This window comes from Candidatus Hydrogenedentota bacterium (genome assembly GCA_012730045.1).
Classification (GTDB): domain Bacteria; phylum Hydrogenedentota; class Hydrogenedentia; order Hydrogenedentales; family CAITNO01; genus JAAYBR01.
In genome coordinates, this window is the sequence record JAAYBR010000069.1 from 1 (window position 1) to 24,996 (window position 24,996).

The window sequence follows — 24,996 nt, forward strand, 5'->3', positions numbered from 1 at the left end:
AAAATGGCACGGGGACATTGCGGACTCCTTCGGTGATGGTTGCGGAACAACTCATTCTACCGAACGGAACCGCAATGTCTCCTCTCCTTTTCTGCCCGTGTTGCGTTTCGCGCTTGAATCCGCCCGGTGAATTCGCACGGACCCGCACGAACCCGCACGGACAGAACATCCCGTCCCCCCTAGACCCTAAACCCCAGACCCTAGACCCTATCCCCCGTGCCGTGCCATACTGCCTCCACCATGGTACCCTCCAACACCGCCCTCCCCCCGGCCCTCGCCGTTGCGGGGGGATGGGGACACATCGGCGGCTGCTTTGCCCGCGCCGCACTCGGCGCGGGGGTGCGGGTCTTCGTCCACGACCCCGGGCCGCGTCCGCAGGACGAAGCCCTTGCGGACGCCGTGGAGGTGCGTGCGGCAGAGGAGTTCTACGCCCTGCCTGTCCCCTTCTATCATCTGGCCCTCCAGCCCGCGCACCGGGACACGGCGTTTTCCCTGCTCGCCGCCCGTCCGGAAGAGGCCGGAAATCCGCTGGTGCTGGTGGAGAAGCCCCTCGCCCCGCCCTTTGACAGGGAACGCGCGCTTCGTGCCCGCGACACGGCCGCCAGCCTGCCGGGCACCGTCCTCTTCGACTTCATTGAACTCTACCGGCCCCTGACGCGCACTGTCTTTGAATATCTCTCCTCCTTCCAGCACTGCCGCATCCATGAAATCGCCCTGACACGGACCAAGGACCGCGAGGACCCCGCCGTCCCCCGCAACCACATCGTCACCCTGCCCGTCCAGTACCAGGAGACCGTGCACTGCGCCGCCTGGGCGCTGGCCTGCCTGGAGCATGTCTCCGCGGGGCTTCCGGAGAACGGCGCCGTGGAGGCGTGGGGAACATCCGCCCCCCACTCCCCGCCCAACCCGGAGCGCTATCCCGAACCGGTGGACGGGTTCTTCGAGGGGGGAATCGCCCTCGGGGAAACGCGGGTCACCTTCCTCACCGATTTCCGGCGGGGCACGCCGCGCAGCCAGTACCGGCGCGTGGTGGGCGAGGGCGACGGCCGCCGCTTTGTCCTCGAGACCGAGTACCTCCCCGGCGCGGCCTGGCTGAAGATCAACGGGGAGTCCGTGCCTCTTCCCCGGGAGGACTCCCCGCATCTGGAGGCCCTGCGCGGGGCCTGGCGGTGCCACCTCGACCGGATGAACGGTACCCCCCGGCACATGCCCCTCCCCGGTCCGGCCTTCGCCCACCGCACCTGGCTCGTGTCCACCCTGCTCTGGAACGCCGCCCACGGAAAGCCGGCGACGGGGACCTTTCCCGAAGACAACGGGTAGGAAGGAGTGCGAGGCGGCTCCGGATTCACTCCGCGACTGACAATTATGAAAAAGCCCCCCGCTGTCTCTCAAAGTCCAGAAAGTTGCTCGGGCCTGCGATCCGACTGCGGGAACGGATGAGAATTGCCCTCTGACAGGCCCGCGCTAGAACTCTTCCCCGTTTCGCATCAAGATCATGAAAGACCAAACATAATGTGTTTGCAGAAATACCGAGCACAATATATTGTGGTTTAGGTGTCAAGAATCCGTCTCATTTCCCTGGGGTATCCAAGGGCACAGCCCGCGCCGGAGGGCATTGCCTGTAGGGAAAGCGGGGGGCATCCTCCCCTGTTCTCCGGGGAGCCTTCTCCGCAGATTCCCGCAACAAGAAGCCGGTTCCCGGGGAGTGTTCCGGCTGGCAGACTGCCCTTTTCCCTCCTGCGGTCTCAGTCCAGCGCTTCGCCCAATTAAGCGCAATATATTGAATCGTTTGCCAATGCAGACACAATATATTGAATCATCCCTCCCTGTCTTGTGGTAAGAAAAGGAAGAATTCTGGCCGGTGGCTGGGGCGCGGAGAGGGGGGTTTACAGCCGGGGAAAAGATAGGTATAATTCGGTCCCCTGCGGCGGGGTTCCCCGCCGTCTGCACGGAGAGAGAACAGATTTTCGACCAGTTCTTGGGGTTCTTCATGAAGATTGTCGAGCCGAGCGTATTTTTGGTGGGGGAGACCCGGGTGCATGAACCCGGGTTGCAGGCCTACCTGGAGCATGTCGGGGCGGCGGGCTGGCAGACGGACGCGCCCAGCGACTCCGAGCGGCTGTCGGAGGTGATGGGGCGCCTGTGCTACCGGTCCTTCGAGCCGGGGATGAACCCGAACGTGACCCGGGTGCGCCAGGGCAACGCGCCGTATCTGGAGAACATTTTGAAGGTGGGGCACGGCAGCGTGCTGGAGCACGCCTCGCTGAACTTCATCTTTGCGGACGTGAGCCGGGTGGTCACGCACGAGCTGGTGCGCCACCGGGCGGGCACGGCGGTGTCCCAGGAGTCGCTGCGCTTCGTGCGGCTGGACACGCTTTCGGCCTATGTGCCCATGCACATCCGCGAGAGCGAGGAGGGCATGGAGGTTTTCGTGCGGACGGTGGAGCAGCTGGAGGAGGTGCAGCGGAGCCTGGCGAACCTTTTCGCCATCGGCGACGAGGAGCGCTTCTCGGAGAAGAAGAAGCTGACGTCGGCGTTCCGGCGGGTCGCGCCCATCGGCGTGGCCACGACCATCGGCTGGTCGTGCAATTTCCGGGCGCTGCGCCATGTGATCGAGAGCCGGACGGACCCCCACGCGGAGGAGGAGATCCGGCTGCTGTTTGGCAGGGTTTTCGGGCTGGTCCGGGAGCGGTACCCGAACCTGTTTTCCGACTATGTGGCGGAGGAGGTGGACGGGCTGCCCTGGGTTCACACAGGGTGCCGGAAAGTATGACGGCGGGCGCCCTGCGGAAGGGGCACCCGGGTTGCGGGAATGTTTCGCTGGCAGTAAAGGAGAGACGGCCATGTTCACAGTGAGGGAGCGGTTCCGGTTGTCGGAGAGTTTTCTGGACCAGTTCAAGGGGCGGCAGCCGGACTGGGGTCCCCTGGGGTACATCACCTTCAAGCGCACCTACGCGCGCACGGTCAACGACGGCACCGGGCGGACGGAGGAGTTCTGGGAGACCCTGCGCCGGGTGATCGAGGGGTGCTACACGATCCAGCTGAACCACTGCGCGAGCCTCAAGCTGCCGTGGAAACCGGAGAAGGCCCAGCGCTCCGCCCAGGAGATGTTCCGCCTGATGTGGGACTTCCGCTTCCTCCCGCCGGGCCGCGGCCTGTGGATGATGGGGTCGGACTACATCTACCAGCGCGGCTCCGCCGCCCTGAACAACTGCGCCTTCGTCTCCACCGACGAGATCGACACGGACTTCGCCGAGCCCTTCTGCTTCCTCATGGACCTGTCCATGCTGGGCACGGGCGTGGCCTTCGACACGAAGGGCGCGGGGCTGGTCACGATCCAGGCGCCCCAGCAGGGCGAGTACACGCATGTGGTCGAGGACTCCAAGGAGGGGTGGACGGACCTCGTGCGCGTGGTGCTCAACGCCTACGTGGGCAAGGCGCGCCGTCCCGCGCACATAGACTACGGCAAGATCCGCCCCCTGGGCGCGCCCATCACCACCTTCGGCGGCATCGCGCCGGGGCCGGGCCCGCTGATGGAGTGCGTGAAGAACATAGACCTGATCCTGGCGCCCCGGGCGGGGAACATCATCTCCTCCACGGACATCACGGACCTGATGAACGTGATCGGGAAGTGCGTGGTCTCCGGCGGCGTGCGGCGCACGGCGGAGCTCGCGCTGGGCGACCCGGACGACACGGAGTACCTCCAGCTCAAGGACCCCACCCTGCACAAGGACGCGATGATGGCCTGGCGGTGGGCGTCCAACAACAGCGTCATCGCCAAAGTCGGCATGAACTACTGCGCCACGGGCACGCAGACGGCGAAGAACGGCGAGCCGGGCTATTTCTGGCTGGAGAACGCGCGGGCCTACGGCCGCCTGAAGGACGGGGCGAACTATGTGGACGCGAAGGTGGCGGGGACCAACCCCTGCGCCGAGCAGAGCCTGGAGTCCTACGAGATCTGCAACCTTGTGGAGACCTTCCCGTCGCGCCACGCGACCCTGGACGAGTACAAGCGCACGCTGAAGTTCGCCTATCTCTACGCGAAGACCGTCACCCTGATCCCCACGCACAACGAGCGCACGAACGCCATCATGCTGCGCAACCGGCGCATCGGCCTGTCGCAGTCCGGCATCGTGGAGAGCTTCCAGCGCCACGGCCGCCGCGAGCACTTCCGCTGGTGCGACGAGGGCTACCAGTACATCGGCAAGCTGGACCGCATCTACTCCCAGTGGCTGTGCGTGCCCGAAAGCATCAAGAAGACCAGCATCAAGCCCAGCGGCACCGTGTCGCTCCTGCCGGGCGTCACGCCGGGCATCCACTACGCCCACTCGGAGTACTACTACCGGACCATCCGCATTGACAAGACCAGCCCGCTCGTCGAGCCCCTGAAGCGCGCGGGATACCGCATCGAGGACTCGGCCTACGGGGACAACACCCACGTCGTCTACTTCCCCGTCCACGAGAAGTTCTTCGACCGGAGCAAGACGGGCGTCTCCGTGTGGGAGCAGGTGGAGAACGTGGCGCAGATGCAGTTCTACTGGGCGGACAACCAGGTGAGCGCCACCATCACCTTCACGCCCGACGAGGCGGAGGACATCCCGGAGATCCTGGAGCTGAACGAGACGCGCCTGAAGTCCATCAGCTTCCTCCCCCTCGTGGAGCACAACTACGTGCAGGCGCCCTACCAGGAGATCTCGAAGGAGGTCTACGAGCAGGCCAAGGCGAAGCTCGGCCCCCTCAACTTCGAGATGGTCAACACGGACGAGGCGCAGGACCTCTACTGCGACGGCGACAAATGCATGGTGGACCTCCAGCCGCGCCTGCCGGAGCAGCAGGAGGTGCCGTTCCCCGAGGAGCAGCCGGAGGAGTCGCCCGCCGCTCAGGGCGACGAGGTCGGCGCGCCCGCAAACTAAACCGCTCATACGCCCACATCCATACCACGGGTCTCCGGAGTTCCTCTCTCCGGGGGCCCACATTTTTCAGGGGAGGCGGGAAGGAAGGCGCGTCAACGGCCCGCAGGGGCTTCGCTGGGGAACTTCAACGGTGGCACGCCCTACCCGTACCACGGGCGCTGGCGCTCCCTGGCGGCGGCCAGCGCGTCAATGGCAATGTTGACGTCCTCCACGATCTGGAAGTCGAAGATGCCGACGCACAGGAAATCGGCGCCGTTCTGGAAGGCGAAGTTGAAGCCGTCGCGCGGATGGATCGCCCCGGCGGCCAGCACCTTGAAGGCGATCCACGGCGCCTTCACCTTTCCCATGACCTCCTGCGTCTGGTCGGGGAAAAGGTCAAACATGTTGTCGTGCCAGTCGTTGTGCCCCGGCTGGGGGTGCCCGTCCACGGTGAACTCGCGCCGGTTCTCGCGCGGGGTGGCGGACCAGTAGTTCTCGTGGTGGAAGGTCTTGACGTAGTAGTCCGGCACGATGCCCGCCGCCTCGCAGGCCATGGGCACCTGCACGGAGTGCGCGCCAATCCCCGCCGGGTACCCCTGCTTTCGGATGTGCTCAATGGCCGCCGCGATCACGTCCAGCCGGTTCGTCCGGGTCAGCCGGTCGCCCACGGCGCCGTTGATGTACATGGTGGTGAACCCGTTGTCTATGGCGAGGTCAATGTCCCCCGTGACGTCGTCGGGCTTCGGATAGGTCTGGCAGATGGTCTGGATCTTCCCGCCGTTCTCGCGGTACTTCCGGTAGAGGTCCGCCTGCGCGTTGATGACGCACATGGTGTCAATGCCCGCGGCCTCGGCCATGTGCAGCGTCTCGAACACCTTCGGGTCCGTGTGGTAGGCCTTCAGCAGGTCGGGCACGTAGATCAGGTCGCGCGAATGCGCCCACCCGCCGATCAGGTTGTTCCCGATGATGATCCGGCTCAGGGTCATGGAGCCGATCTTCCCCTTCGGCAGCTCCCCCTTCAATTTGTCCAGCCCCGCCGCCTCCCGGTACTTCTGGGTCGCCCCCGACACCCCGTCCACCTTCGCCTCCTCCCCGTACGCCCCCGCAGCCGCCGCCACCGGCCCCGCCGCCGCGATTTTCAGAAAGTCCCGACGTGATGATTCCATGCAGCGCGCCTTTCCTTGGGCCGTGTCCGGCCGACGGCATTGTGCGGCAATCCCCGCGCGGCGGTCAACTTGGGCGGGGCACTGCCCCGCGCTGCTTGATCGCACAGGTGCGGACCGGAGCATTGGTGGCACGAGGTTGCTTCAGTCGCTGGCGCTCCTTCGCAATGACCGGGGAGGCGGCAGCCTTGTAGTGAGACGCCGTCCCCCACGTCATGACGAGCAACGCGAAGCCATCTCGCGCCCGCCACACCTTCACCCCACCCCGTCATGGCGAGCGAAGCGAAGCCATCTCGTTCCCGCCGCACCTTTGCCCACCCCGTCATGGCGAGCGAAGCGAAGCCATATAGTGCCCGCCAAATCTCTGGGTGACGCGGCAATCCCCGCGCGGCGGTCAACTTGGGCGGCCGCGCCTTCATGGCAACCACCCCGCGGCTTGGGGTACCATGCCGCAGGCCAGAGAGGGTCCGGCGCCATGAAACGGTGGGCAAAGCGTCTTCTTGTGCTTGGGGTGTGCGCGGCCGTGCTGCTGGCCGCGCTGGGCGGGGGCGCGGCCCTGTGGGTGAACCGCGCGGCGGAGCGGGACCTTCCCCCGGTGGACGGGGAAGTGCGCGCGGCGGTGGCCGCGCCGGTGGAGATCGTCCGCGACGAGTGGGGGGTGCCGCACATCCGCGCGGAGAGCGAGGCAGACGCCCATTTCGCCCTGGGCTACGCCATGGCGCAGGACCGCCTCTTCCAGATGGAACTGATGCGCCGGGCGGCCTCGGGCGAGCTTGCGGCGCTGCTGGGCCCCCCGCTCGTGAAGATAGACAGGCTGGCGCGCATGTTCCTCCTGCGCGACCGTGCGGAGGAGACCGCCCGCCGCATCCATGACGAAAGTCCCGAAGTCGCGGCCGTGGCCGACGCCTTCTGCGCGGGGGTCAACGCCTTCCAGGAGGACGGGCCCCTCCCCTTCGAGTTTTCCGTCCTCGGCATTGCGCCGCGCCCCTTCACCCTCGCGGACAGCCTGACCGTCGCCGCCATCCTGCCCATCACCTTCGCGGACGCCCTGCGCGTGGACGTGTTCTCCTCGATCCTGCGCGAGCGCCATCCGGGCCTGCCGGTGGAGCTGCTCTTCCCGGGCTACGCCCTGGAGGAGGCGCCGGAGACGATCATGGAGACGCCGGAGGAGGCCGCCGCCTGGGTGCGGGAGCATCCCCTGCCCCTGCCGGAGCGGGAGCGCGCCGGGGCAACGGCATCCCCCGCGCCGCAGGACACGGCCCGGGCGATGTTGAACGCGCTGTTCGCCGTGAACGCCCTGTGGGGCGGCGCGCTGGGAAGCAACTCGTGGGTCCTCGGCCCGTCGCGCACCACGACGGGGAAACCGCTGCTGGCGAACGACCCGCACATCGGCTTCACCAACCCCAGCATCTGGTACGAGGCGCACCTCACCTTCGGGGACGTGGACAACTACGGGCTGTACCTCCCCCCGATCCCGCTGGCCCTGATCGGACACACCCCCCGCCTCGCCTGGGGCCTGACCATGTTCTGCAACGACGACATAGACCTCTTCCGCGAGCGGTTCGACCCGGCGGACCCCGGCCGCGTCATGCATCAGGGCGAATGGACGGAGGCGAAAACGGTCCCGCAGACTATCCCTGTGCGTCTCGGCCCCGACGTCCATTTCGACGTGCGCGTCACGCCGCACGGCCCGGTGGTGACGGATCTCTTCCGCCTGGCAAACGGATACACCGGCCCGGACATCAGCATGAGCTGGGTCTGGCAGCGGGTGCCCTACACGGACATGGAGGCGCTGTACGCGCTGAACCGCGCGAAAACCCTGGACGAGTTCGAGCGGGGCGTGGCCCTGGTCACCTCGCCCGGCCTGAACATCTCCTACGCCGACACGGAGGGGAACATCGCCTGGTGGGCGGCGGGGAAGATCGTGGTCCGGCCGGAACATGTGAACCACAAGTCCCTGCTCGACGGCGCGTCGGGCCGCGACGAGCCGCAGGGCTTCCTGCCCTTTGCGCAGAACCCCCAGCTCAAGAACCCCGCCTGCGGCTTCATCGTCACGGCGAACAACCTGGGCACTGTCAGGCCCGTCGGTCCGCTGCCGCACCTCCAGGGCAACTGGGAGCCGCCGGACCGCGCCGCCCTCATCCGGGAGGAACTCCAGAAGCGGGAGAAGTGGGACGCCGCGGGCGCGCTCGCCCTCCAGATGGACGACCGGAGTCACACCGCGCCGCGGGTGCTGGCCGCCGTGCTGCCGGTGCTGCGGGAGCGGCGGGAAACCCTGGGACGCGTGGAGGCGGAGGCGCTGGCACTGCTGGAGGCGTGGGACCTGCGGCACGGCACCGCGTCGCCGGGCGCGGCGGTCTTCGCGTATCTCTGCGAGCACATCGTCCGGGAGGCGCTGGCGGACGAGTTTGGCGACGGGAAGGCGCTGGACTACTACATCGCCCTGCCCGAGTGCTGGATGTTCCTGCGGTATCTGGTCACCCGGGAGGACGCGCCCTTCTGGGACGACCGCCGGACGGCGGCGGGGGAGACGCGGGGGGACATGATGCACCGGGCTTTCCGCGCCGCCGTGTCCGCCCTGGAACGGCGGCTCGGCGCGAATCCCCGGGACTGGAAATGGGGCGACATCCACACCATGACCTTCCGCCACCCCTTCGGGTATGTGCCCGTCCTGGGAGCACCCTTCAACATCGGCCCCTTCCCCGCCTCCGGCGCGCGCAACACGATCAACAACATGGCCAGCCTCGGCTCCGGCGGCAACTATGAGGTGATCGGCGGCCCCTCCACCCGGCGCGTGGTGGATTTCGCGGGGGACGGCGCGCCCGTGGTGGACCTTGTGCTGCCCACGGGCAACTCCGGCCACTGGAAGAGCCCCCACTACGGCGACCAGGCCCCGCTGTTCATGGCGGGGGAGACCCGGCGGGCGCGCTTTGCGCGCGAGGAGGTGGACGCGGGACGTCGGCACATTCTGCGCCTGCTGCCGGAATAGGCGCGGGCGGAGCGGGAGTTTTTCAAAGCCAAGATGCCGGGAGTACCTGCCGAGGTGGCACGGGCTTCCAGCCCGTGTTTTGGATCATGAGTGGAGCCCAAGAACACGGGCTGGAAGCCCGTGCCACCTCAATGCCCGCGCGCAAAACCCCCTTGAAAATGCGGCATCACAGCCATAAGATGCACTATTCCTCCGCGCCGCCGCCGTAGACGTCGGCGATGATCTGCTCGACGATGGTCTCCGCCGCGAGGGGGTGCGCCAGGGAAACGGCGGCCGCGCCCATGGTTGCGCGGCGGGCCGGGTCGGCCAGCAGCTCCCGAAGCAGCGCCTCCAGCCGGTCAGGCGTGCAGTCGGCGTCCCTCACCAGCACCGCAGCCCCGGCCTCCTCGAAGGCCCGGGCGTTGTGCTCCTGGTGGTTGTCCGTGGCGAAGGGGTAGGGCACGAGGATGGACGGCTTGCCCAAGACGGCGATCTCCGCGGTGCTCGACGCGCCGGCCCTGCTCACGATGAGGTCCGAAGCGGCGCAGGCCGCCGGCATGTCCTCGATAAACGGAAACACGTGGACGTGCGGCCCCGCCTTGGCCGCCGTCTCCCGCGCCGCCGGCGCGTCCGACTTGCCGGTCATCCACAGGAACTGCAGCTCGTCCGGCGCGAAGCGCCCGGCCACCTCCGACAGGGCGCGGTTGAGCGTGCGCGCGCCCTGGCTCCCGCCGCAGGAAAGCACCACGGGCACCCCCGGCGCGAGGCCGAAACGCGCCAGCGCCTCGCCGCGCGGCGGCACGTTGATGAACCCCGAGCGGACGGGGTTGCCCACGACCCGCGCGCGGTCGGCGGGGAAGTTCCCGATGGTGTCGGGGTAGCTCAGGAACAGGCGCGTGGCGCGGGCGGCGCAGAGCCGGTTGGCCATGCCGAGCCGCTTGTTCTGCTCGTGGAGAAAGGTGGGGATGCCCATGCGCTGGGCCGCCCACACGAGGGGCAGGGAGACATAGCCCCCCACGCCGACGACGGCCCGGGGCCGGAAGGCGCGCAGCAGGAGGGCGCAGCGGAACACGCACCAGGCGAGCTTCGCCAGCGTCCACGCCATGCGCGGCGTTTTCCGCCGGGACCACCCCTCCACGGGCACGCCGCGGAACGGCACGTCGGCGTTGCGGCTGACGGTCTCCTCCATGCCCCCGGAACGGCCCACCCACCGGATGAGCAGCCGGGGGTCGCGGCGGCGCAGCTCCTCCACAATGGCCACGGCGGGCGAGGTGTGGCCCCCCGTGCCCCCGCCGGTGATCATCACGCGCATGGGCGCGCCTCCTTTCCGGGCGCGCTCACGCGCCCGCCTGCACCGGCCCGCCCCCGGCCACGTGCGCGGGGTGCCGGTGCTGGACCGGGGCGCGCTGTTCCGCGGCGGCCTGGGACCCGATGTTCGCCACCACCCCCGCGGCGGCGAGGCACACCATGATCGAGGTGCCGCCGTAGCTGACAAAGGGAAGCGGAAGGCCCTTGGTCGGCAGCAGGCAGAGGTTGACCGCGATGATGAAGAAGGCCTGCGCGCAGATCATGGCGCAGAAGCCCGTCGCCAGCAGGGTGCCGAACATGTCGGGGGCGTTCATCGCAATCCGCAGCATCACCCAGGCGAGCAGGAGAAAGGCCAGCACGGTCAGCAGGGTGCCCACAAACCCGAGTTCCTCCCCGACCATGGCAAAGATGAAGTCCGTGTGCGCCGCGGGCAGGTAGCCGAGCTTCTGCTCGCCCGCCCCGGGTCCCTTCCCAAAAAGGCCCCCCTGCGCGAAGGCGGACATGGACTGGATGAGCTGCCACCCCCCGTCCTCCCGGTAGGACCAGGGGTCCAGGAAAACCAGCACCCGCTCCAGACGGTGGGGGGCAAATTTGACCAGCGCAAAGCCAAGCCCCGCCACGAACGCCCCCGCCCCCGCCAGGTACCCCCGGTGCGCCCCCGCCACAAAAACCATGACGCCCGCCGCCAAAACCATCATGAACGGGATGCCCGCGTCCCGCTGGGCCACCACGGGCAGGGAATAGACAATGGCGGTGAGCATGGGAAAGGCGCAGCCGACCCAGAAGCGCTTGATCTTCGCCTGGTGCTGGGTGAGTTTCACGGCGAGCAGGACAATCAGGGCAAACCGGGCGAGTTCGGAGGGCTGAAGGCTGAAGCCGGCGACCTTAATCCAGCGCGTGGCCCCCCCGGTGACCCGGCCCACGAGCAGCACAAGCACCAGCAGCACCACGGAGACCCAGATCATGCTGCGAAACACCCGCTCCTCGCCGAGCTTGTGATAGTCCAGGTGCAGGGTGAACAGGAAAAGCATGAGTCCGATTGCCAGGGCGACCAGGTGCTTGCTGAAAGTCCGCAGCCCCCCTGTCTGCACAACGCTCACGCTGAACACCATGAGCATCCCCAGGGCGCACAGGCTGAGGACGGTCAGGATCAGGATGGTCGTGTCGCGCTTCATGGAATGTTCTCCAGAGTCTCTTCCGGGGGAAGGCCGCACACCGCGCGCACCGCGCGCTTGAAGTCCCGGCCCCGCTCCTCAAAGTTGTTGTACAGGTCAAAACTGGCGCAGGCGGGCGAAAGCAGCACCGCCCACCCCGGCTCGGCCAGCGCGCGGGCGCGCGCCACCGCGTCGTCCATGCCGTCCGCGCGCTCCGCGGGGACCACGTCGCCAAAGGCCGCCTCGAGGAGCGGGGCGTCCTCGCCCATCGTCACCAGCCGGACCGCATGGCGGCGCACGGCTTCCCGCAGGGGCCGGTAGTCGTCGCCCTTGCCCCGTCCGCCCGCGATCAGCACCACGGGCCGGTCGAAACTCTCCAGGGCCACGCGCAGGCTGTCCACATTGGTGGACTTAGAGTCGTTGTAGTAGTCGCAGCCGCGCACGGGGTCGCGCAGCACGAACTCGATCCGGTGCTCCACCCCCCGGAACGCGCGCAGGGCCGCCACGGCGCGGTCCAGCGGCAGGCCCGCCCCCGCCATCACCGCCAGCGCCGCCATCACATTCTCCAGGTTGTGCGCCCCGGGCAGGGGGTTGTCGCCGGGGTCCATGATCTTGTCCGCCCCCAGGAACACCGCGCCGCCCTCCGTCCACACGCCGTCCGCAAGCCGGCCCGCCGCGCTGAAGGGCACCCGCCGCACCCCCTCCGGCACGGGCAGGACTGCCACGCGCGGGTCGGCGGCGTTGAGCACCGCCGCGTCGCCCGCGCACTGGCGCGCGAAGACGCGCGCCTTCATGGCCGCGTAGGCCTCCAGGGTGCCGTGGCGCCTGAGATGGTCCGGCGTGACATTAAGCACCGCCGCGACGCACGGGCGAAAGCGGTCCGCCGTCTCCATCTGGTAGCTGCTGACCTCGACCACCGCCCAGTCGGGCGTTTCGGGCAGCAGCACAGCCTCCGAGAGGGGCGTGTCGTTGTTGCCCGCGAGGGCCGCCGTCTTCCCGCAGGCCTCCACCATGGACCGGAGCAGTTCCGTCACCGTCGTCTTGCCGTTGGTGCCGGTGACGGCGAGCATCGGCGCGGCGCAGAAGCGCGACGCCAGCTCCAGTTCTCCCGCCACGGGCACGCCGCGGCGGCGCGCCGCCTCCAGCGGGGGCAGGGCCGCGGGCACGCCGGGACTCGGCACGATCAGGTCGGCGGACTCGAAGACGCCGTCGCCGTGGCCGCCCGTCTCATAGGGCACGCCGAGCGCGTCACAGGCCTGTTTGAACGGCGCGAAGCGGCCGCCGTCGGCGCTCTCGGTGATGAAGGGCGCCGCGCCCTCGCGCAGCAGCAGGCGCGCCGCGGCGGCCGAGGAGCGCCCCAGGCCCACCAGCACGGCGCGTTTGCCCTTCAATCCTTTCTCCAGCCAGTCCACGTGTCGCCGCCTTTCACCGAAGTTTCAGGGTTCCGAGGCTCATCAGCGCGAACAGCAGCGCGATGATCCAAAAGCGCATGGTCACCTTCGTCTCCACCCAGCCCAGCAGCTCGAAATGGTGGTGCAGCGGGGCCATCCGGAACACCCGCCTCCCCGTCGTCTTGAAGGAGGCCACCTGGATCACCACGCTCAGGGCCTCCAGCGTGAACATGCCGGCCACGATGGGCAGCAGCAGCTCCTGCTTGGTCAGCAGCGCCAGGGCGGCGATGGCCCCGCCCAGGGACAGCGAGCCCGTGTCGCCCATGAACACCTCGGCGGGGTGGCTGTTGAACCAGAGGAACCCCAGCCCCGCGCCCAGCAGCGCGCCGCCGAACACAAACAGCTCGCTCGCCTCGGGCACATAGGTCAGGAACAGGTAGTGCGACCAGTCGGCCCGGCTGACGATGTACGCGATGGCGGCGTAGGTGATGATGGAGATCACCGAGACCCCCGCCGCCAGGCCGTCCAGCCCGTCCGTCAGGTTGACCCCGTTGGACATGCTGACCACGACCAGCACCACGAAGAGGACGTAGAGGAAACCCAGGGGAATGAACAGGTCTTTGAACCCCGGCACGCCCAGTTTGGTGTGCAGATCGGGGCTGCTCTGGGCCACGGCGTCGGGGAACGCCGCCTCCAGCAGGAGCCGGTTCGCCCGCACCACCTCCTTCTCCGACAGCGCGGGGAATCCCCGCGCCAGCAGGTCTTCCAGCTCCCGCGCGGGGGTCCCGGGCGTCCACGCCGCCGCGTCATAAAGGCCCCGGTCGCGCAGCACGCCGTTCAGCCCGAGCAGCACCGCGCGGCGGTCCTCCTCGTCAAGCGCGGCGTGCCCGCAGGCGGCGAGCAGCCGCTCCCGCACCTTTTCGGGGAAGCGCCCCCACATCCGGGCGGCCAGGCCGTCGCCCCCGTCGGCGGCGCCGGTCAAGGCCGTCTCCAGCCGCTCCCAGCCGATGATGTCGCGCGGGTACACGGCGGAGGCGCTCACGGTGAGGGGGTTGAAGTACAGGTACGTTCCCAGCAGCAGGCCGACAAGAATCTGGCCCGCGAACTTCGCGCGCGCGCTCAGTCCGTCGTTGTGCTTCCGTTTCAGCTTGATGAAGTCGTCCAGGAACCCGACCACGCCCAGCGCGAGAAACACCAGCGTGGCGGCGAGCAGCAGCCGGTTGGTCAGCCGCCCCCAGAGCACCAGGGCAAACACGGTCGCCAGAATGACCATGATGCCGCCCATGGTGGGGGTGCCGCCCTTGCCCTTGTGGAGGGCGTGCAGGTCGGCCACGTGGTCCTTCTTGATGATCTGGCCGATCTTCATCTCGCGCAGGCGGCGGATGATCGCCGGGCCAAACAGCAGCGTGAGGGCGAACGCGGTGAACGCGGCCCCGCCCGCGCGCACCGTGTGGTAGGTGAGCACGTTCAGCACGCTGAAGCGGGACATCAGCATGTCCGCCAGATAATAGAACACCGCGCCGTCCTTTCCAGCCCGCCGGGGCGGGCGTCACTCCACGCCGTAAAGCCTTTTCAACGCCTCCGTGAACAGCTCCATGCGGATGCCGCGCGATCCCTTCACCAGCACCACGTCGCCGGGGGCCGCGGCGCCGAACACCGCCGCCGCCGCCGCCGCATGGTCCGCGAACGTCTCCGCCAGGGGGATCCCCGCCGCGCGCGCGCCGTCCACAATGTCCGCCGCGTGCTCGCCCAGGGCCAGCACCCGGTCCGCGCCCCGCGCCGCCGCCGCCGCGCCGAGTTCCTGGTGTAATGCCGCGGAGGCCTTCCCCAGTTCCCGCATTTCTCCCAGCACCGCAATCCGCGCGCCGCCGCCGGGATGGTCGCGCAATGCCTCCAGCGCGGCGGCCATGCTGGCGGGGTTCGCGTTGTACACGTCGCTGAGCACTGTCAACGGCCCCATCTGAAGCTCCTGAAACCGGCCCAGCCGCGCGCAGGCCGCGCGCAGGGGCGTCTCGATGTCCGTCACACCGTGGCGCAGGGCGACCGCCACCGCCAGCAGCACGTTGGTCGCGTAGGCGCGCACGCGCAGCGGCAGGACCAGCCGGCCCACGGGGTCCACTTCAAGCACCAGCTCGCCGGAGGCGTCGAAAGCCGCCGAAAGGAGCCGCACGTCGCCGCGGCGGCCATAAACCACCTTGGGCCCCCGGTGCCGGTCGCCCATGGCCGTGCAGTGCGGGTCGTCCGCGTTCACGTAGAAGACGCCGTCCGGCGGCAGCTCCTCCATGATCTCCGCCTTCGCGCGGGCCACGTTCTCAATGGTCCCGAATCCCTCCAGATGCGCCGGGGCCACCAGGGTCACGGCGGCCTCTTCGGGCCGTGCGATCCGGCAGAGCTGCGCGATTTCTCCCGGGTGGTTCGCCCCCATCTCGATGACGGCGAAGTCCGTGTCCGGCCCGATTTCCAGCAGCGAGAGGGGGCAGCCGATGTCGTTGTTCAGGTTGCCCCGCGTGCGCGTCACGCGGAGGCGCGTCTCCAGCAGCCCCGCGATGAGCTCCTTGGTCGTTGTCTTGCCGCAGGAGCCCGTGAGGGCGAACACCCGCGCGCGGGCCCGGCCCCGGTGCCACGAGGCGTACTGCTGGAGCGCCGCCAGCGGCGACGCGACGGTCAGGCAGGGGCCGCCCTCCGAGGGGACGGAGCACACGGCGGCGGCGGCCCCGGCGGCGAAGGCCGCGGGCACGAAGCGGTTGCCGTCGAAGTTCTCCCCGCTCAGGGCGAAGAAGACCTGGCCCGGCGCGAGGGCCCGTGTGTCGGTGGACACGCCGGACAGGGCGACGGCTCCCGCGCCTTCGGGCGCGGGAACTCCCAGCGCGCCCGCCAGGTCCGCCAGTGTCCTCCGGTCATCCATGGCCGAGCGCCTTCAGCGCCGCCAGGGCGCATTCGCGGTCGTCGAAGTGACGCCGTTCGGTTCCGATGATCTGGTAGTTCTCGTGGCCCTTTCCCGCGATCATGACGAGGTCGCCGGGGCCGGCCATCGAGACGGCCGTGCGGATGGCCTCCTCGCGGGACTCGATGACCAGATAATCACCGCCCTTGGTTTTTCCCGCGCGCTGAAGCCCCACCTCCACGTCGAGGAGAATGCGGTGCGGGTCCTCGGTGCGCGGGTTGTCCGAGGTGAGCACACAGAAGTCGGACATCTGCGCGGCCACGGCGCCCATCTTCGGGCGTTTGCCCCGGTCGCGGTCGCCGCCGCATCCGAACACGGTGAGGACGCGCTTCCCGCACAGCGCCCGCGCGGCCCGCAGCACGTTGGCCAGGCCGTCGTCGGTGTGCGCGTAGTCCACAATCACATGAAACGGCTGCCCCGCGTGGACGGCCTCAAAGCGCCCGTCCACCTTGTCCAGAGACTCCAGCCCCGCCGCCACCTCCGCCACGTCCAGCCCCAGTCCCAGGCACAGCGCGGCGGCGCACAGGGCGTTGGACACGTTGTGCATGCCCGCGAGGCGGATGGACAGGTCCGCCGCCCCCCAGGGGGAAACCAGCCGGAACGCGGTGCCGGAGAACAGCATGCGCACCCCCTCGGCGCGCACCTCGCCGCCCGCGCCGTAGCCGTGGCAGGGGACGGCGCTGAGCCCGCGGAAATACGGGGCCGCCGGGTCCTCCGCATTCACCACGGTGAAGCGGGGCCATTCGGCGGCCGGGTCCGGCGTGATCGCGGAGAAAAGGCGGCCCTTCGCCGCCCGGTAGCGGTCCATGTCGCCGTGGTAGTCGAGGTGGTCCTGGGTAAGGTTGGTGAAGGCCGCCGCCGTAAAGCTCACTCCGGCGACCCGGTCCTGGTCGAGGGCGTGGGAGCTGACCTCCATGACCACGTGGCGGTCGCCGGCGTCCAGCGCGCGGGCAAACATGGCCGCCAGATCCTCGGGAAAGGGCGTGGTGTGCGGGGCGTTCAGGGTCTCCCCGCCGACATGATAGGCGATGGTGCCGAAGTTTGCGCAGGGGCGGCCGGCGCGGGCCAGCACGGCCCGCACCAGGTGCGCCGTGCTGGTCTTTCCGTTGGTGCCCGTGACGCCGAGCACGCACTGGCGCCGGGTCGGGTTGCCCGCGAGGGCCTGGGCCAGCAGCGCGGCCGCGCGGCGCGGCTCCGGCGCGCGCAGGTAGGGGATCCCGTGGAACTCCCGAATGCCCTCGCGCCCGCCGAGGACGGCGACCGCCCCGGCCTCCGCCGCGCGCGCGGCATACTCATGGCCGTCCGCATGGACGCCCGCGAGGGCGGCGAAGACAAAGCCGGGCCCCACCCTGCGGGAGTCCTCCGTGACGCCCGTGGCGATGAAGTCCGGCCCTTCCTGAAAGGGAATGCCGGCCGCCTCACATAGCTGGCTGCGGTTCATTTTCCTGCTTTACCGTGTCCTCCGCCGGAAGGGGGGCGCCCCTCCGTGCGAATTCAAGCCTGCACACCAGGTCCTCGCCGAGCGCGGTGCCCGGCGGGGGGTTCTGGGCCACCACCCACCCCTCGCCCTGGGCGTCCATGGGCACGCCCAGCCGCTGCAGCCGCTCGCGCGCCTGCCGCTTGGTCATGCCTTCCAGGTCGGGCAGCGAGGTTTCCAGCCGGTCGCCCATGTTCCGGGCGACCAGTTCCAGCCCGTCCAGCGGGGTGATCATGGCGGAGAGGGACTCGTCAATCGGGACAAAGGCGGCCGTGTCGGGATCCGCGTCCTCCACCGGCTCCGGCTCCGCGGCGGCCTTGGCGGGCGCGGGCTTCTCCTTCGGATTCTTCGCCAGCTTCTCCTTTTCCGCCTTCGCCTTCTCCTTCATGTGCTTGGCGACGAGTTCCGGGTCCGTGACCGGGTCGCCGGGAACGTTCATGGAGGCCAGCGCCTCGCCGACCACCTTCTTGAAGACCGGCCCGCACACATACCCTCCATACCTCAGGCGGATTTTGGGTTCCTGGATGACGATGGCGGCCACAATTTGGGGATCCTTGACCGGGGCGAAGCCCGCGAAGACCGCCGTGTAGCGGCTGGCGTCGTAGCCGCCGCCGCCGGCCCTGGCCATCTGCGCCGTGCCGGTCTTGCCGCCGGCGCGGTACTCCATCATGTTCGCCGGCTGGCCGGTGCCGTGCAGCACCGCCTGGTGGCACAGCATGCGCATGGTCTCCACGGTGCGCGGGGAGAGGATGCGCTCGGAAACCGCCGACTCGTGCTGGTAGGTGACCCGGCCGTCCCGCGCCACGGCGCGCTCCACGAAGTAGGGCTCCACCACGCGCCCGTCGTTGGCCAGCACCGCAAAGGCGCGGGCAAGCTGCAGCGTGGTGACGGAGATCTCCTGCCCCATGGGCAGGGCGCCCATGCTCAGTTTGGACCATTTGCTCCGGGGACGGAAGAGGCCGACGCTCTCCCCGGGGAAGTCGCGGGACGTGGGGGCGGCGAACCCGAAGCGCCGGATCCACTCCTCCATGCGCGCCTCGCCGAGCATGGCGGCCACCTTGATGATGGCGATGTTGCTCGACTCCTCGAAGCACTTCCAGAAGGGCTCCACCCCGAGCTTGTGAAAGTCGCCGATGGAGTGCCCGTAGGGGTTGAAGCGCCCCCCCTCGCAGTTGATCATGGTGTTGGGTGTGATCAGGCCGTGCTCAAGCGCCGCGGCGGCCGCCACGATCTTGAAGGCGGAGCCGGGCTCGAACACGTCCACCAGCGCGCGGTTCTTGCGCAGTTCGGCGGGAAATTTGTCGTAGTCGTTCGGGTTGAACGCGGGGCGGCTGGCCAGCGCGTAGATTTCGCCCGTCTTCGGGTTCATCACGACGCCCATCGCCTCCTTCGCCTCCGTCTCCGCCATGCGCGCGTCGAGGGCCGACTCCAGATTGTGCTGGATGTTCAGGTCTATGGTGAGCTGAAGCAGTTCCCCCCCCTCGGCCTCCCGGTAGTCCAGGGTCTCCGAGGACAGCGGCCGGCGGCGCGTGTCCGCCCGCGCGCGCAGCATGCCGGCGCGGCTTTTCAGGTGGGCGTTGTAGGCCTTTTCCACCCCCTCGCACAGCTCCCCCGACCGGTTGACGTAGCCCAGCAGGTGCGCCGCAGCGTCCTTGTGGGGGTAGTGCCGGACAGTCTCCTTCACCACCTGCACCGCGCCGCCGGTCTCGTCCTGCAGGCGTTTTGCCTCCTCGTCGGGCAGGTCCGTCATCCAGCGTTTAAGCATGGCGAACTTCCGGTCCTTGCCGTCTTTACCGGTCCTGACCAGCGCGGCCCGGGCATCCTCGGGGGACAGGCCGACCCGCTCGGAAATCAGGGCGGCCACCGCGTCCCGCCGGTCGTCCGGAACCTTTCGCGGGTCCACCCACAGCGAGGAGGCCTCCCGGTTGGTGGCGAGGATCACGCCGTTCCGGTCGAATATCTCCCCGCGCGGCTCCGTGATCGGAATTTCCACCACATGAAACTCCTGCTCCTCCATCAGCTTCTCCCCGGGGGTGAAGTGAAGCAGGTGAAGCCGAAGCACCAGCACAAAGGCCACGGCGGCGAAGATGACGAACACCGTCCAGGCGGCATGCCGCTGGGGGGCTCCCGGGCGCTCACCGTCCAGCCTCAGCAGCATCGGCGTTTTGAAGGAGAATTTGCGGTAGCCCATTTTCAGGCCTCCCCCGGGTGGTTGCCGGTTACAGCGGCGCCATGAGCGCCTCCAGAGACTTGTCCAGCGAAGAGTCATCCGCCGCCAGCGCCGGGACGGCGGCCGCCGGCGCGGGGCCGGCCTGCGGCGCCGACCCGGCCGGACTGGGCGCCGCGGCCAACAGGGCCCCGCGGATCCCCCCGGCGTCCCGCGGGGCGGCCGGGGCGGGCGGCACGGCGAGGGGCGGGAGAACCTCCGGGGCGTCCAGCAGCAGGGGAAGCTCGAACAGGGTGTCCATCCGGACCACCTCGACCTGCTCCAGCGCGGGCATGCGGAGCCCGAGCGCCTCGGCCTGGGCGGTCAGCCATTCCATGCTTTTCATCTGCGCCTCGAGCGCGAGGGTCTCGTCCAGCCGGCGCACGGTGTTTCTTCGCTCCGTGTCGGCCTTGTGGAACTGGTAGTCCGTCTGGCGCAGCTGGATGTTCAGGGCCGCGTCCCAGGTGAGCGCGCCGAACAGGACGGCCACCAGAGGCGCCCAGACAATCCACCCGTAGCGCGCCTGCCGCACCAGCATTCTGCTGCATCCCTTGTACATCCGCTCACGCCTCCTTTCCGTCGCCGCCGGCGAGCCGCTCCGCCACGCGCAGCCGCGCACTCTTCGCGCGGGGATTTTCCCGCGCCTCTTCGGGCCCCGGAACCACGGGCCGCGCAACCGGCAAACGGAACCGCGCCGGAAACGACGCCCCCCGGCGCCCGTCGCGCAGCAGCTCCACCACCGGCCTCGAGGCCTCCCGAAACAGGGTCTTCACAATCCGGTCCTCGCCCGAGTGGAAGGTGATGGCCACCACCCGCCCTCCGGGCGCCACCGCCTCCAGCGCCTGCCCCACGCCCGCGCGCAGGGCCGAAAGCTCGTCGTTCACCGCGATGCGCACCGCCTGAAACACCGTGCGCGTCTCGGCGGGCTCGCCCTTCACAAAGGGCAGCGCCTCGCGCACCGCCGCCGCCAGGTCCTCCGTCGTCTCCATGCGCCCCGCGCGCGCGCGCGCCAGCACGGCCCGCGCGATCCGGCCGGCGGGCCCGATGTCGCCGTATTCGCGGAGCACCCGGGCCAGTTCCGCCTCCGTGGTCCCCGCCAGCCAGGACGCCGCGGTGACCGGGGCGGTCGTGTCCATGCGCATGTCCAGCGGCCCCGGCGCCTGAAAGGAGAATCCGCGCCCCGGCGTGTCTATCTGCATGCTGGAAACCCCCGCATCAATGAGCACACCGTCCACAGGACCCCAGCCCAGGCCGGACAGCACCTCTTTCAACTCTCCGTAGTTGGCGCGCACCACCCCGGCGGACCCATGGGGCGCCAGCCGCCGACGCGCCGTCTCCACTGCGGCCGGGTCGCGGTCCAGCGCCAGCAGACGGCCCGTGGTGAGCCGCTCCGCAATGGCCGCGGAATGCCCCCCGGCCCCCGCCGTGCAGTCCACATACCGGCCGTCCGGCCGCACCGCCAGCCACTCCAGCGCCTCCCGCAGCATCACGGGGACATGAAGCGCGGCGCCGCCGTTCGTGTCGGCCATGGTCCCTCCGGAACGGGTGCTCAGGCCGCCACGGGGGCGGAAAACCCGGTGACCGCCTGCACCTCGGTCTCGTGGCAGTCAAACTGGTGCGTCAGCGCCATCTGCCGGAGCAGCATGCGCATGTACAGGCTCAGGCAGGCCAGCTTAAGGTCGCCCTTCGCCGCCCGGAACTGGCCAAGCCGCTCCAGAATCACCGCCATGCTCAGATAACTCACAAACCCCACCCCCGCCAGATTCAGCACCACCTTGTGGCGCCCGTCGCGCAGGCACCCGGAAAGCGCCAGCCGCAGCACGGCAACGCCCTCCTCGTCAATCACGCCGCGAAGACGCAGCACCGTCACAGCCCCGTTCTCCAGCCGCTCCACGTTCAGCATCCCGTGCTCCCTTCATCCGTTGTCAGCCCGCAGTCCCTCATCCGGCGGCCGAACAGCCCGGCCGCCACAGCCTTGTAGGTGTCTTTCTGGCCCTGCTGGTATGCCTTCCATCCCGCCACGCTCCACAGTTCGAGCGTCTCGCCGACTCCGATCAGGATCGCCTCGCGCAGGAAGCCCGCGTAGTCCTTCAGCGGCGCGCCGACCAGCAACCGGCCCTGGGCGTCAAGCTGCGTGAACGACGCGGCCCCAAAGTGGCGCAGGAACGCCAGCACCTCGGGGTCCATGCCCCCGTCCTTCAGGCGGCCCATCACCTCGCGGTACTTTGGCTCGGGATAGACAAAGAGCGCATCGTCAAATCCGCGGGTGACCGCCCAGGACAAATCCCCCCGGTCCTGCATGAGCTTGCGGATGTCCATGGGCACGGGAAACCTTCCGCGCTCGTCCAAAGACACGTGATATTCGCCGAAGTAGGTGCTCATGACTCAACCCGTTGGTTCCGCAAAAACTCCCAAATAAGCCACGGAACACCCCCAATCTATCACGTTCACGCCCAAATGTCAACTCTTATTCTTGCGTAACCAGCATTGTATGAAGAGGATAGGAAAGAATCCAAACCCGCAAAAGCGCGATATGTTGTGGTTCTTTCAGAGAGCATAGCACATATTGTGTTTTGCGCGCATAAGGACGGGGGAACAAAAAAAGCCGGACCGGTCAGACGGGTCTGACTGGTCCGACGAGGTCGGCACTCAGGGCATGAAGGGGTGACGGTTACTGTGCGGGCGGTGTGTCCGTTGGCGCGGGGGCCTCCGCGCCGGGAGTCTCCGGCGGCGTGTAGCCGGGCAGGAGTTCCTCCTCATCGCCGTCGCGGAGCTTGCGGAAACCCTCCTGGAGGTGCACCCGGTGGTCTTCGCCGACCACCTTGTCCGTCTGCTCCTCGTCCTTGACGGCCTCGTTCCAGCGGGCTTCCTCGATGGTGTAGAAGAACATCTGCTTGGGCCCCTCGTGCAGGCGGAGGCGGCCGCCGATGAGCACGGGCTCGTTGACCATGTCGGCCGGCTTGGCGAGCTTGACCTCGATGATGTCGCGCATGGGGGGCGCCTCGCAGAAATAGCAGGTCATGGGCACGGGCAGGAGCATGAACTCGGTGACGTTCTTGAACTGGTCAATGGGGCTCATGAACCCGCAGATGTTGACGAGGCGGCCGTCCTTTTTCTTGAGGGTCTCGGGGAAACCCGCGCCGGTGCTGCGCTTTCCCGTGACGCTGCGCAGCTCCTCCCAGTCCACAACCTCCACGCCGTCGCTGCGGTGCTTCTCCTCGAAGGCCGCGCGCATCTGCTCGTAGCGCTCGCGCAGGGCGTCGCGGCGGGTGTAGCCGTTGACCAGGACGATGCCCGCGAGCACGGCGATCACGCCGACCAGGGTCAGGAGGTCGCGTTTGGCTTTGCGTCTCATGCGCTTCCTTTCTTGTGCGGGGCGCGCGGCCTAGAGTTCCGCGAGGTCGCGCGCGATGTCGGTCCGGTAGGCCTGCCACGCGGGGAGGATGCCCGCCACCAGGCCCATGAGCAGGACGGCGGAGTAGGCGGTGATGATATCCGGCCCCAGGGCCACGGCGGAGACGTGGAACCCGAGCTTCGCCACCAGGTACATGCCCAGCCCGTAGCATACCACGGCGCCGAGGAGCCATCCCACCCCGATGCCCAGCACGGTGACCCAGAAGGCCTCGATGAGGACGGCGCCGAAGATCTCGCCGCGCGTGGCGCCCAGGGCGCGCATGACGGCCAGGTCGCGCCTGCGCTGCAGGATCGCCATGTACAGGCCAATGAGGATGGACATGGAGGAGATGACGACCACCAGGTAGCCGATGGCCAGCAACACCGCCTTTGCCGTGCCCAGAAGCTGCTCGTACAGCTTCTGAATCTCGTTCACCGGCACCGCCGCCATAACGTTGTACTGCTTGTTGATCCTGTCCTTGTACTCGAAGCGCAGGGCGGGCGACGCCAGCTTGACCAGGCCCGCGGTGATCTCCGCATCCGCCCCCCCATGATCATGGGCATGGTCATGGTCATGGTCGCCCTCCCCGTCGTGCTCGTGCCCGTGCTCTTCCTCCGCCTCCGCGTCGCCGTGGTCGTGGGCGTCCCACACGGACTCCATGCTGCAGAAAATGGCCCGGTCATTGGGGGTACCGGAGCGGCGCATCACGCCGACCACGGTGTAGGGCTTGTCCTCATGGGCGTGCGCCCCCGGCATGTCCACAAACCCGTGGGTGCTGATGAACGACGACCCGACCCGGAGCCCCGTGTCCTGCGCCACCGCCGCGCCGATGACCGCCTCGTAGGCCTTGCCGAAATACACGCCCTCCTCCAGCTCGTAGGGACGCCGGTCGCCCCAGGTGAAGTCCATCAGCGCGCGGTCCGTGCCGATGATCCGGTATCCCTTGAACGTGTCGCCCATGCCCAGGGGGAACGCGGCCTCCACGTCCTCCAGCTTCGCGATCTCCTCGAAGTCCGCGCGGCTCATGTTGCCCGTGGGCGCGTCGAGAAAGTACACCGTGCTGAGCACGAGCTGCAGGGGGTTGCCCTTGGCCCCGACGACCAGGTCGAAGGCCTGCCCCTCCTCCTCGAAGCGCTTCTGCGTCTGCTCGCGCAGCGTCAGCACCGCGGAGATCAGGGCCACGCCGAGGGCCACCGAAATGATGGTCATGGCCGTGGTCAGTTTCCGGTTCCACAGGTAGTTCCACGCGACATGCCACAGGCTCATGACACCGTCTCCTTCACGAGGTCCGTGCAGTCGTGCATCTGCGGGAGCCGCTCGGCGATGGCGCGGTCGTGCGTCACCAGCAGCAGGGTCACGCCCTCCTCTGCGCACAGCTCAAGCAGCAGCGCCATGACCGACTCCGCCGTCTTCGGGTCCAGGCTGCCCGTCGGCTCATCCGCAACAATCAGCTTCGGCCGGTTCACCAGCGCCCGCGCGATGGCCACCCGCTGCCGCTCGCCCACGCTGAGCGTGCCCGGGCGGCTGTGAAGCCTGTGCCCCAGGCGCACGCGCTCCAGCATGGCCGTCGCCCGCGTCTTCCACTCCTTCTCCGGCACCACATCGGCGAAACGCATGCCCAGCACCACGTTCTGCAGCGTCGTGAACGGCGCCAGCAGGTTGAAGGTCTGAAAAATGAACCCGTACCGCTCCCCGCGGAACGCGTCCAGCCGGCTGCCCGACAGCCCCGTGATGTCCACCCCGTCCACCCGTATCTGCCCCCCGTGCGGGCGCAACAGCCCCGAAATCAGGTTGAGCATCGTGGATTTGCCGCAGCCGCTCGGGCCCCACAGGGCCACCCGGTCGCCGGGCGCCGCGTGGAACGCGTCGCACTGGAACGCAACGCCCGGCCCCAGCGTCCGCCGCACGCCTTCCATTGTCACCATGTGCTGATCTCCAGCGTTGCCTCCCCCCAGACAACGCCTTCATGCTACCACGTCATTTCCCCGCCGCGCCCTCTTCGGGTGGCAGCGGGCCTCTCCACATGATAACCCATTATCATGTAGAAAGGCAAAACCGGCCGCGGCGCATTTCCTTTGGACGCCCGGGCCGGATATGAT

At 68.6% G+C, this 24,996-nt stretch carries 19 protein-coding genes; 4 read left to right on the plus strand and 15 right to left on the minus strand.

Features of this window, described 5'->3' with window-relative positions:
• The first annotated feature begins 240 nt into the window (after nucleotides 1–240).
• The 3 genes from GXY15_06965 to GXY15_06975 all read left to right on the plus strand — a co-directional run bounded on the left by GXY15_06965 (nucleotide 241) and on the right by GXY15_06975 (nucleotide 4,913).
• Nucleotides 241–1,320: a hypothetical protein gene (locus GXY15_06965; GenBank protein ID NLV40952.1), complete on the plus strand. Its 1,080-nt coding sequence runs from the start codon at nucleotides 241–243 to the stop codon at nucleotides 1,318–1,320.
• A gap of 670 nt (nucleotides 1,321–1,990) precedes the next feature.
• The gene (gene thyX, locus GXY15_06970; protein NLV40953.1) at nucleotides 1,991–2,773 is read left to right on the plus strand and encodes an FAD-dependent thymidylate synthase; all 783 of its coding nucleotides are present in this window, start codon (nucleotides 1,991–1,993) and stop codon (nucleotides 2,771–2,773) included.
• Nucleotides 2,774–2,843: 70 nt separating this feature from the next.
• A complete protein-coding gene (locus GXY15_06975; GenBank protein NLV40954.1) occupies nucleotides 2,844–4,913 on the plus strand; it encodes a hypothetical protein in 2,070 nt (689 codons plus the stop codon).
• A 140-nt stretch (nucleotides 4,914–5,053) separates the two neighbouring features.
• On the opposite strand, the gene GXY15_06980 is transcribed toward GXY15_06975, so the two are convergent.
• The gene (locus GXY15_06980) at nucleotides 5,054–6,058 is read right to left on the minus strand and encodes a twin-arginine translocation signal domain-containing protein (GenBank protein NLV40955.1); all 1,005 of its coding nucleotides are present in this window, start codon (nucleotides 6,056–6,058) and stop codon (nucleotides 5,054–5,056) included.
• Between the two features lie 472 nt (nucleotides 6,059–6,530).
• Between GXY15_06980 and GXY15_06985 the strand changes: the two genes are divergently transcribed.
• Nucleotides 6,531–9,044 carry a penicillin acylase family protein gene (locus GXY15_06985; protein NLV40956.1) on the plus strand — a complete coding sequence of 838 codons (2,514 nt, stop codon included), beginning with the start codon at nucleotides 6,531–6,533 and terminating at the stop codon, nucleotides 9,042–9,044.
• Nucleotides 9,045–9,228: 184 nt separating this feature from the next.
• Here the strand turns inward: GXY15_06985 and murG are convergent, their stop codons facing one another.
• The 14 genes from murG to GXY15_07055 all read right to left on the minus strand — a co-directional run bounded on the left by murG (nucleotide 9,229) and on the right by GXY15_07055 (nucleotide 24,822).
• Nucleotides 9,229–10,335 (minus strand): undecaprenyldiphospho-muramoylpentapeptide beta-N-acetylglucosaminyltransferase, encoded by a 1,107-nt coding sequence (gene murG, locus GXY15_06990; GenBank protein ID NLV40957.1) that lies wholly within the window; start codon nucleotides 10,333–10,335, stop codon nucleotides 9,229–9,231.
• A gap of 25 nt (nucleotides 10,336–10,360) precedes the next feature.
• A complete protein-coding gene (locus GXY15_06995) occupies nucleotides 10,361–11,506 on the minus strand; it encodes a cell division protein FtsW (protein ID NLV40958.1) in 1,146 nt (381 codons plus the stop codon).
• Nucleotides 11,503–12,876 (minus strand): UDP-N-acetylmuramoyl-L-alanine--D-glutamate ligase, encoded by a 1,374-nt coding sequence (gene murD, locus GXY15_07000; GenBank protein NLV40959.1) that lies wholly within the window; start codon nucleotides 12,874–12,876, stop codon nucleotides 11,503–11,505. Before murD ends, GXY15_06995 begins: the two co-directional genes overlap by 4 nt.
• Nucleotides 12,877–12,910: 34 nt before the next feature.
• Nucleotides 12,911–13,816: a phospho-N-acetylmuramoyl-pentapeptide-transferase gene (gene mraY, locus GXY15_07005; protein NLV40960.1), complete on the minus strand. Its 906-nt coding sequence runs from the start codon at nucleotides 13,814–13,816 to the stop codon at nucleotides 12,911–12,913.
• A 609-nt stretch (nucleotides 13,817–14,425) separates the two neighbouring features.
• Nucleotides 14,426–15,781 carry a UDP-N-acetylmuramoyl-tripeptide--D-alanyl-D-alanine ligase gene (murF, locus tag GXY15_07010; protein NLV40961.1) on the minus strand — a complete coding sequence of 452 codons (1,356 nt, stop codon included), beginning with the start codon at nucleotides 15,779–15,781 and terminating at the stop codon, nucleotides 14,426–14,428.
• A complete protein-coding gene (locus GXY15_07015; protein NLV40962.1) occupies nucleotides 15,774–17,261 on the minus strand; it encodes a UDP-N-acetylmuramoyl-L-alanyl-D-glutamate--2,6-diaminopimelate ligase in 1,488 nt (495 codons plus the stop codon). The genes murF and GXY15_07015 overlap by 8 nt, the downstream gene beginning before the upstream one ends.
• Nucleotides 17,239–19,488, minus strand: a complete 2,250-nt coding sequence (locus GXY15_07020; protein NLV40963.1) for a transpeptidase family protein — start codon at nucleotides 19,486–19,488, stop codon at nucleotides 17,239–17,241. Before GXY15_07020 ends, GXY15_07015 begins: the two co-directional genes overlap by 23 nt.
• A 28-nt stretch (nucleotides 19,489–19,516) precedes the next feature.
• Nucleotides 19,517–20,062 (minus strand): hypothetical protein, encoded by a 546-nt coding sequence (locus tag GXY15_07025; protein NLV40964.1) that lies wholly within the window; start codon nucleotides 20,060–20,062, stop codon nucleotides 19,517–19,519.
• Nucleotides 20,063–20,066: 4 nt separating this feature from the next.
• On the minus strand, nucleotides 20,067–21,032 hold the full coding sequence (rsmH, locus tag GXY15_07030; protein ID NLV40965.1) for a 16S rRNA (cytosine(1402)-N(4))-methyltransferase RsmH: 966 nt from the start codon (nucleotides 21,030–21,032) through the stop codon (nucleotides 20,067–20,069).
• 20 nt (nucleotides 21,033–21,052) lie between these two features.
• The gene (locus tag GXY15_07035; protein ID NLV40966.1) at nucleotides 21,053–21,406 is read right to left on the minus strand and encodes an STAS domain-containing protein; all 354 of its coding nucleotides are present in this window, start codon (nucleotides 21,404–21,406) and stop codon (nucleotides 21,053–21,055) included.
• Nucleotides 21,400–21,885, minus strand: a complete 486-nt coding sequence (locus GXY15_07040; protein NLV40967.1) for a hypothetical protein — start codon at nucleotides 21,883–21,885, stop codon at nucleotides 21,400–21,402. The genes GXY15_07035 and GXY15_07040 overlap by 7 nt, the downstream gene beginning before the upstream one ends.
• A 289-nt stretch (nucleotides 21,886–22,174) precedes the next feature.
• Nucleotides 22,175–22,858 carry a DUF3299 domain-containing protein gene (locus tag GXY15_07045; protein NLV40968.1) on the minus strand — a complete coding sequence of 228 codons (684 nt, stop codon included), beginning with the start codon at nucleotides 22,856–22,858 and terminating at the stop codon, nucleotides 22,175–22,177.
• 30 nt (nucleotides 22,859–22,888) lie between these two features.
• Nucleotides 22,889–24,163 (minus strand): ABC transporter permease, encoded by a 1,275-nt coding sequence (locus tag GXY15_07050; protein ID NLV40969.1) that lies wholly within the window; start codon nucleotides 24,161–24,163, stop codon nucleotides 22,889–22,891.
• On the minus strand, nucleotides 24,160–24,822 hold the full coding sequence (locus GXY15_07055) for an ABC transporter ATP-binding protein (GenBank protein NLV40970.1): 663 nt from the start codon (nucleotides 24,820–24,822) through the stop codon (nucleotides 24,160–24,162). Before GXY15_07055 ends, GXY15_07050 begins: the two co-directional genes overlap by 4 nt.
• Nucleotides 24,823–24,996 lie beyond the last annotated feature (174 nt).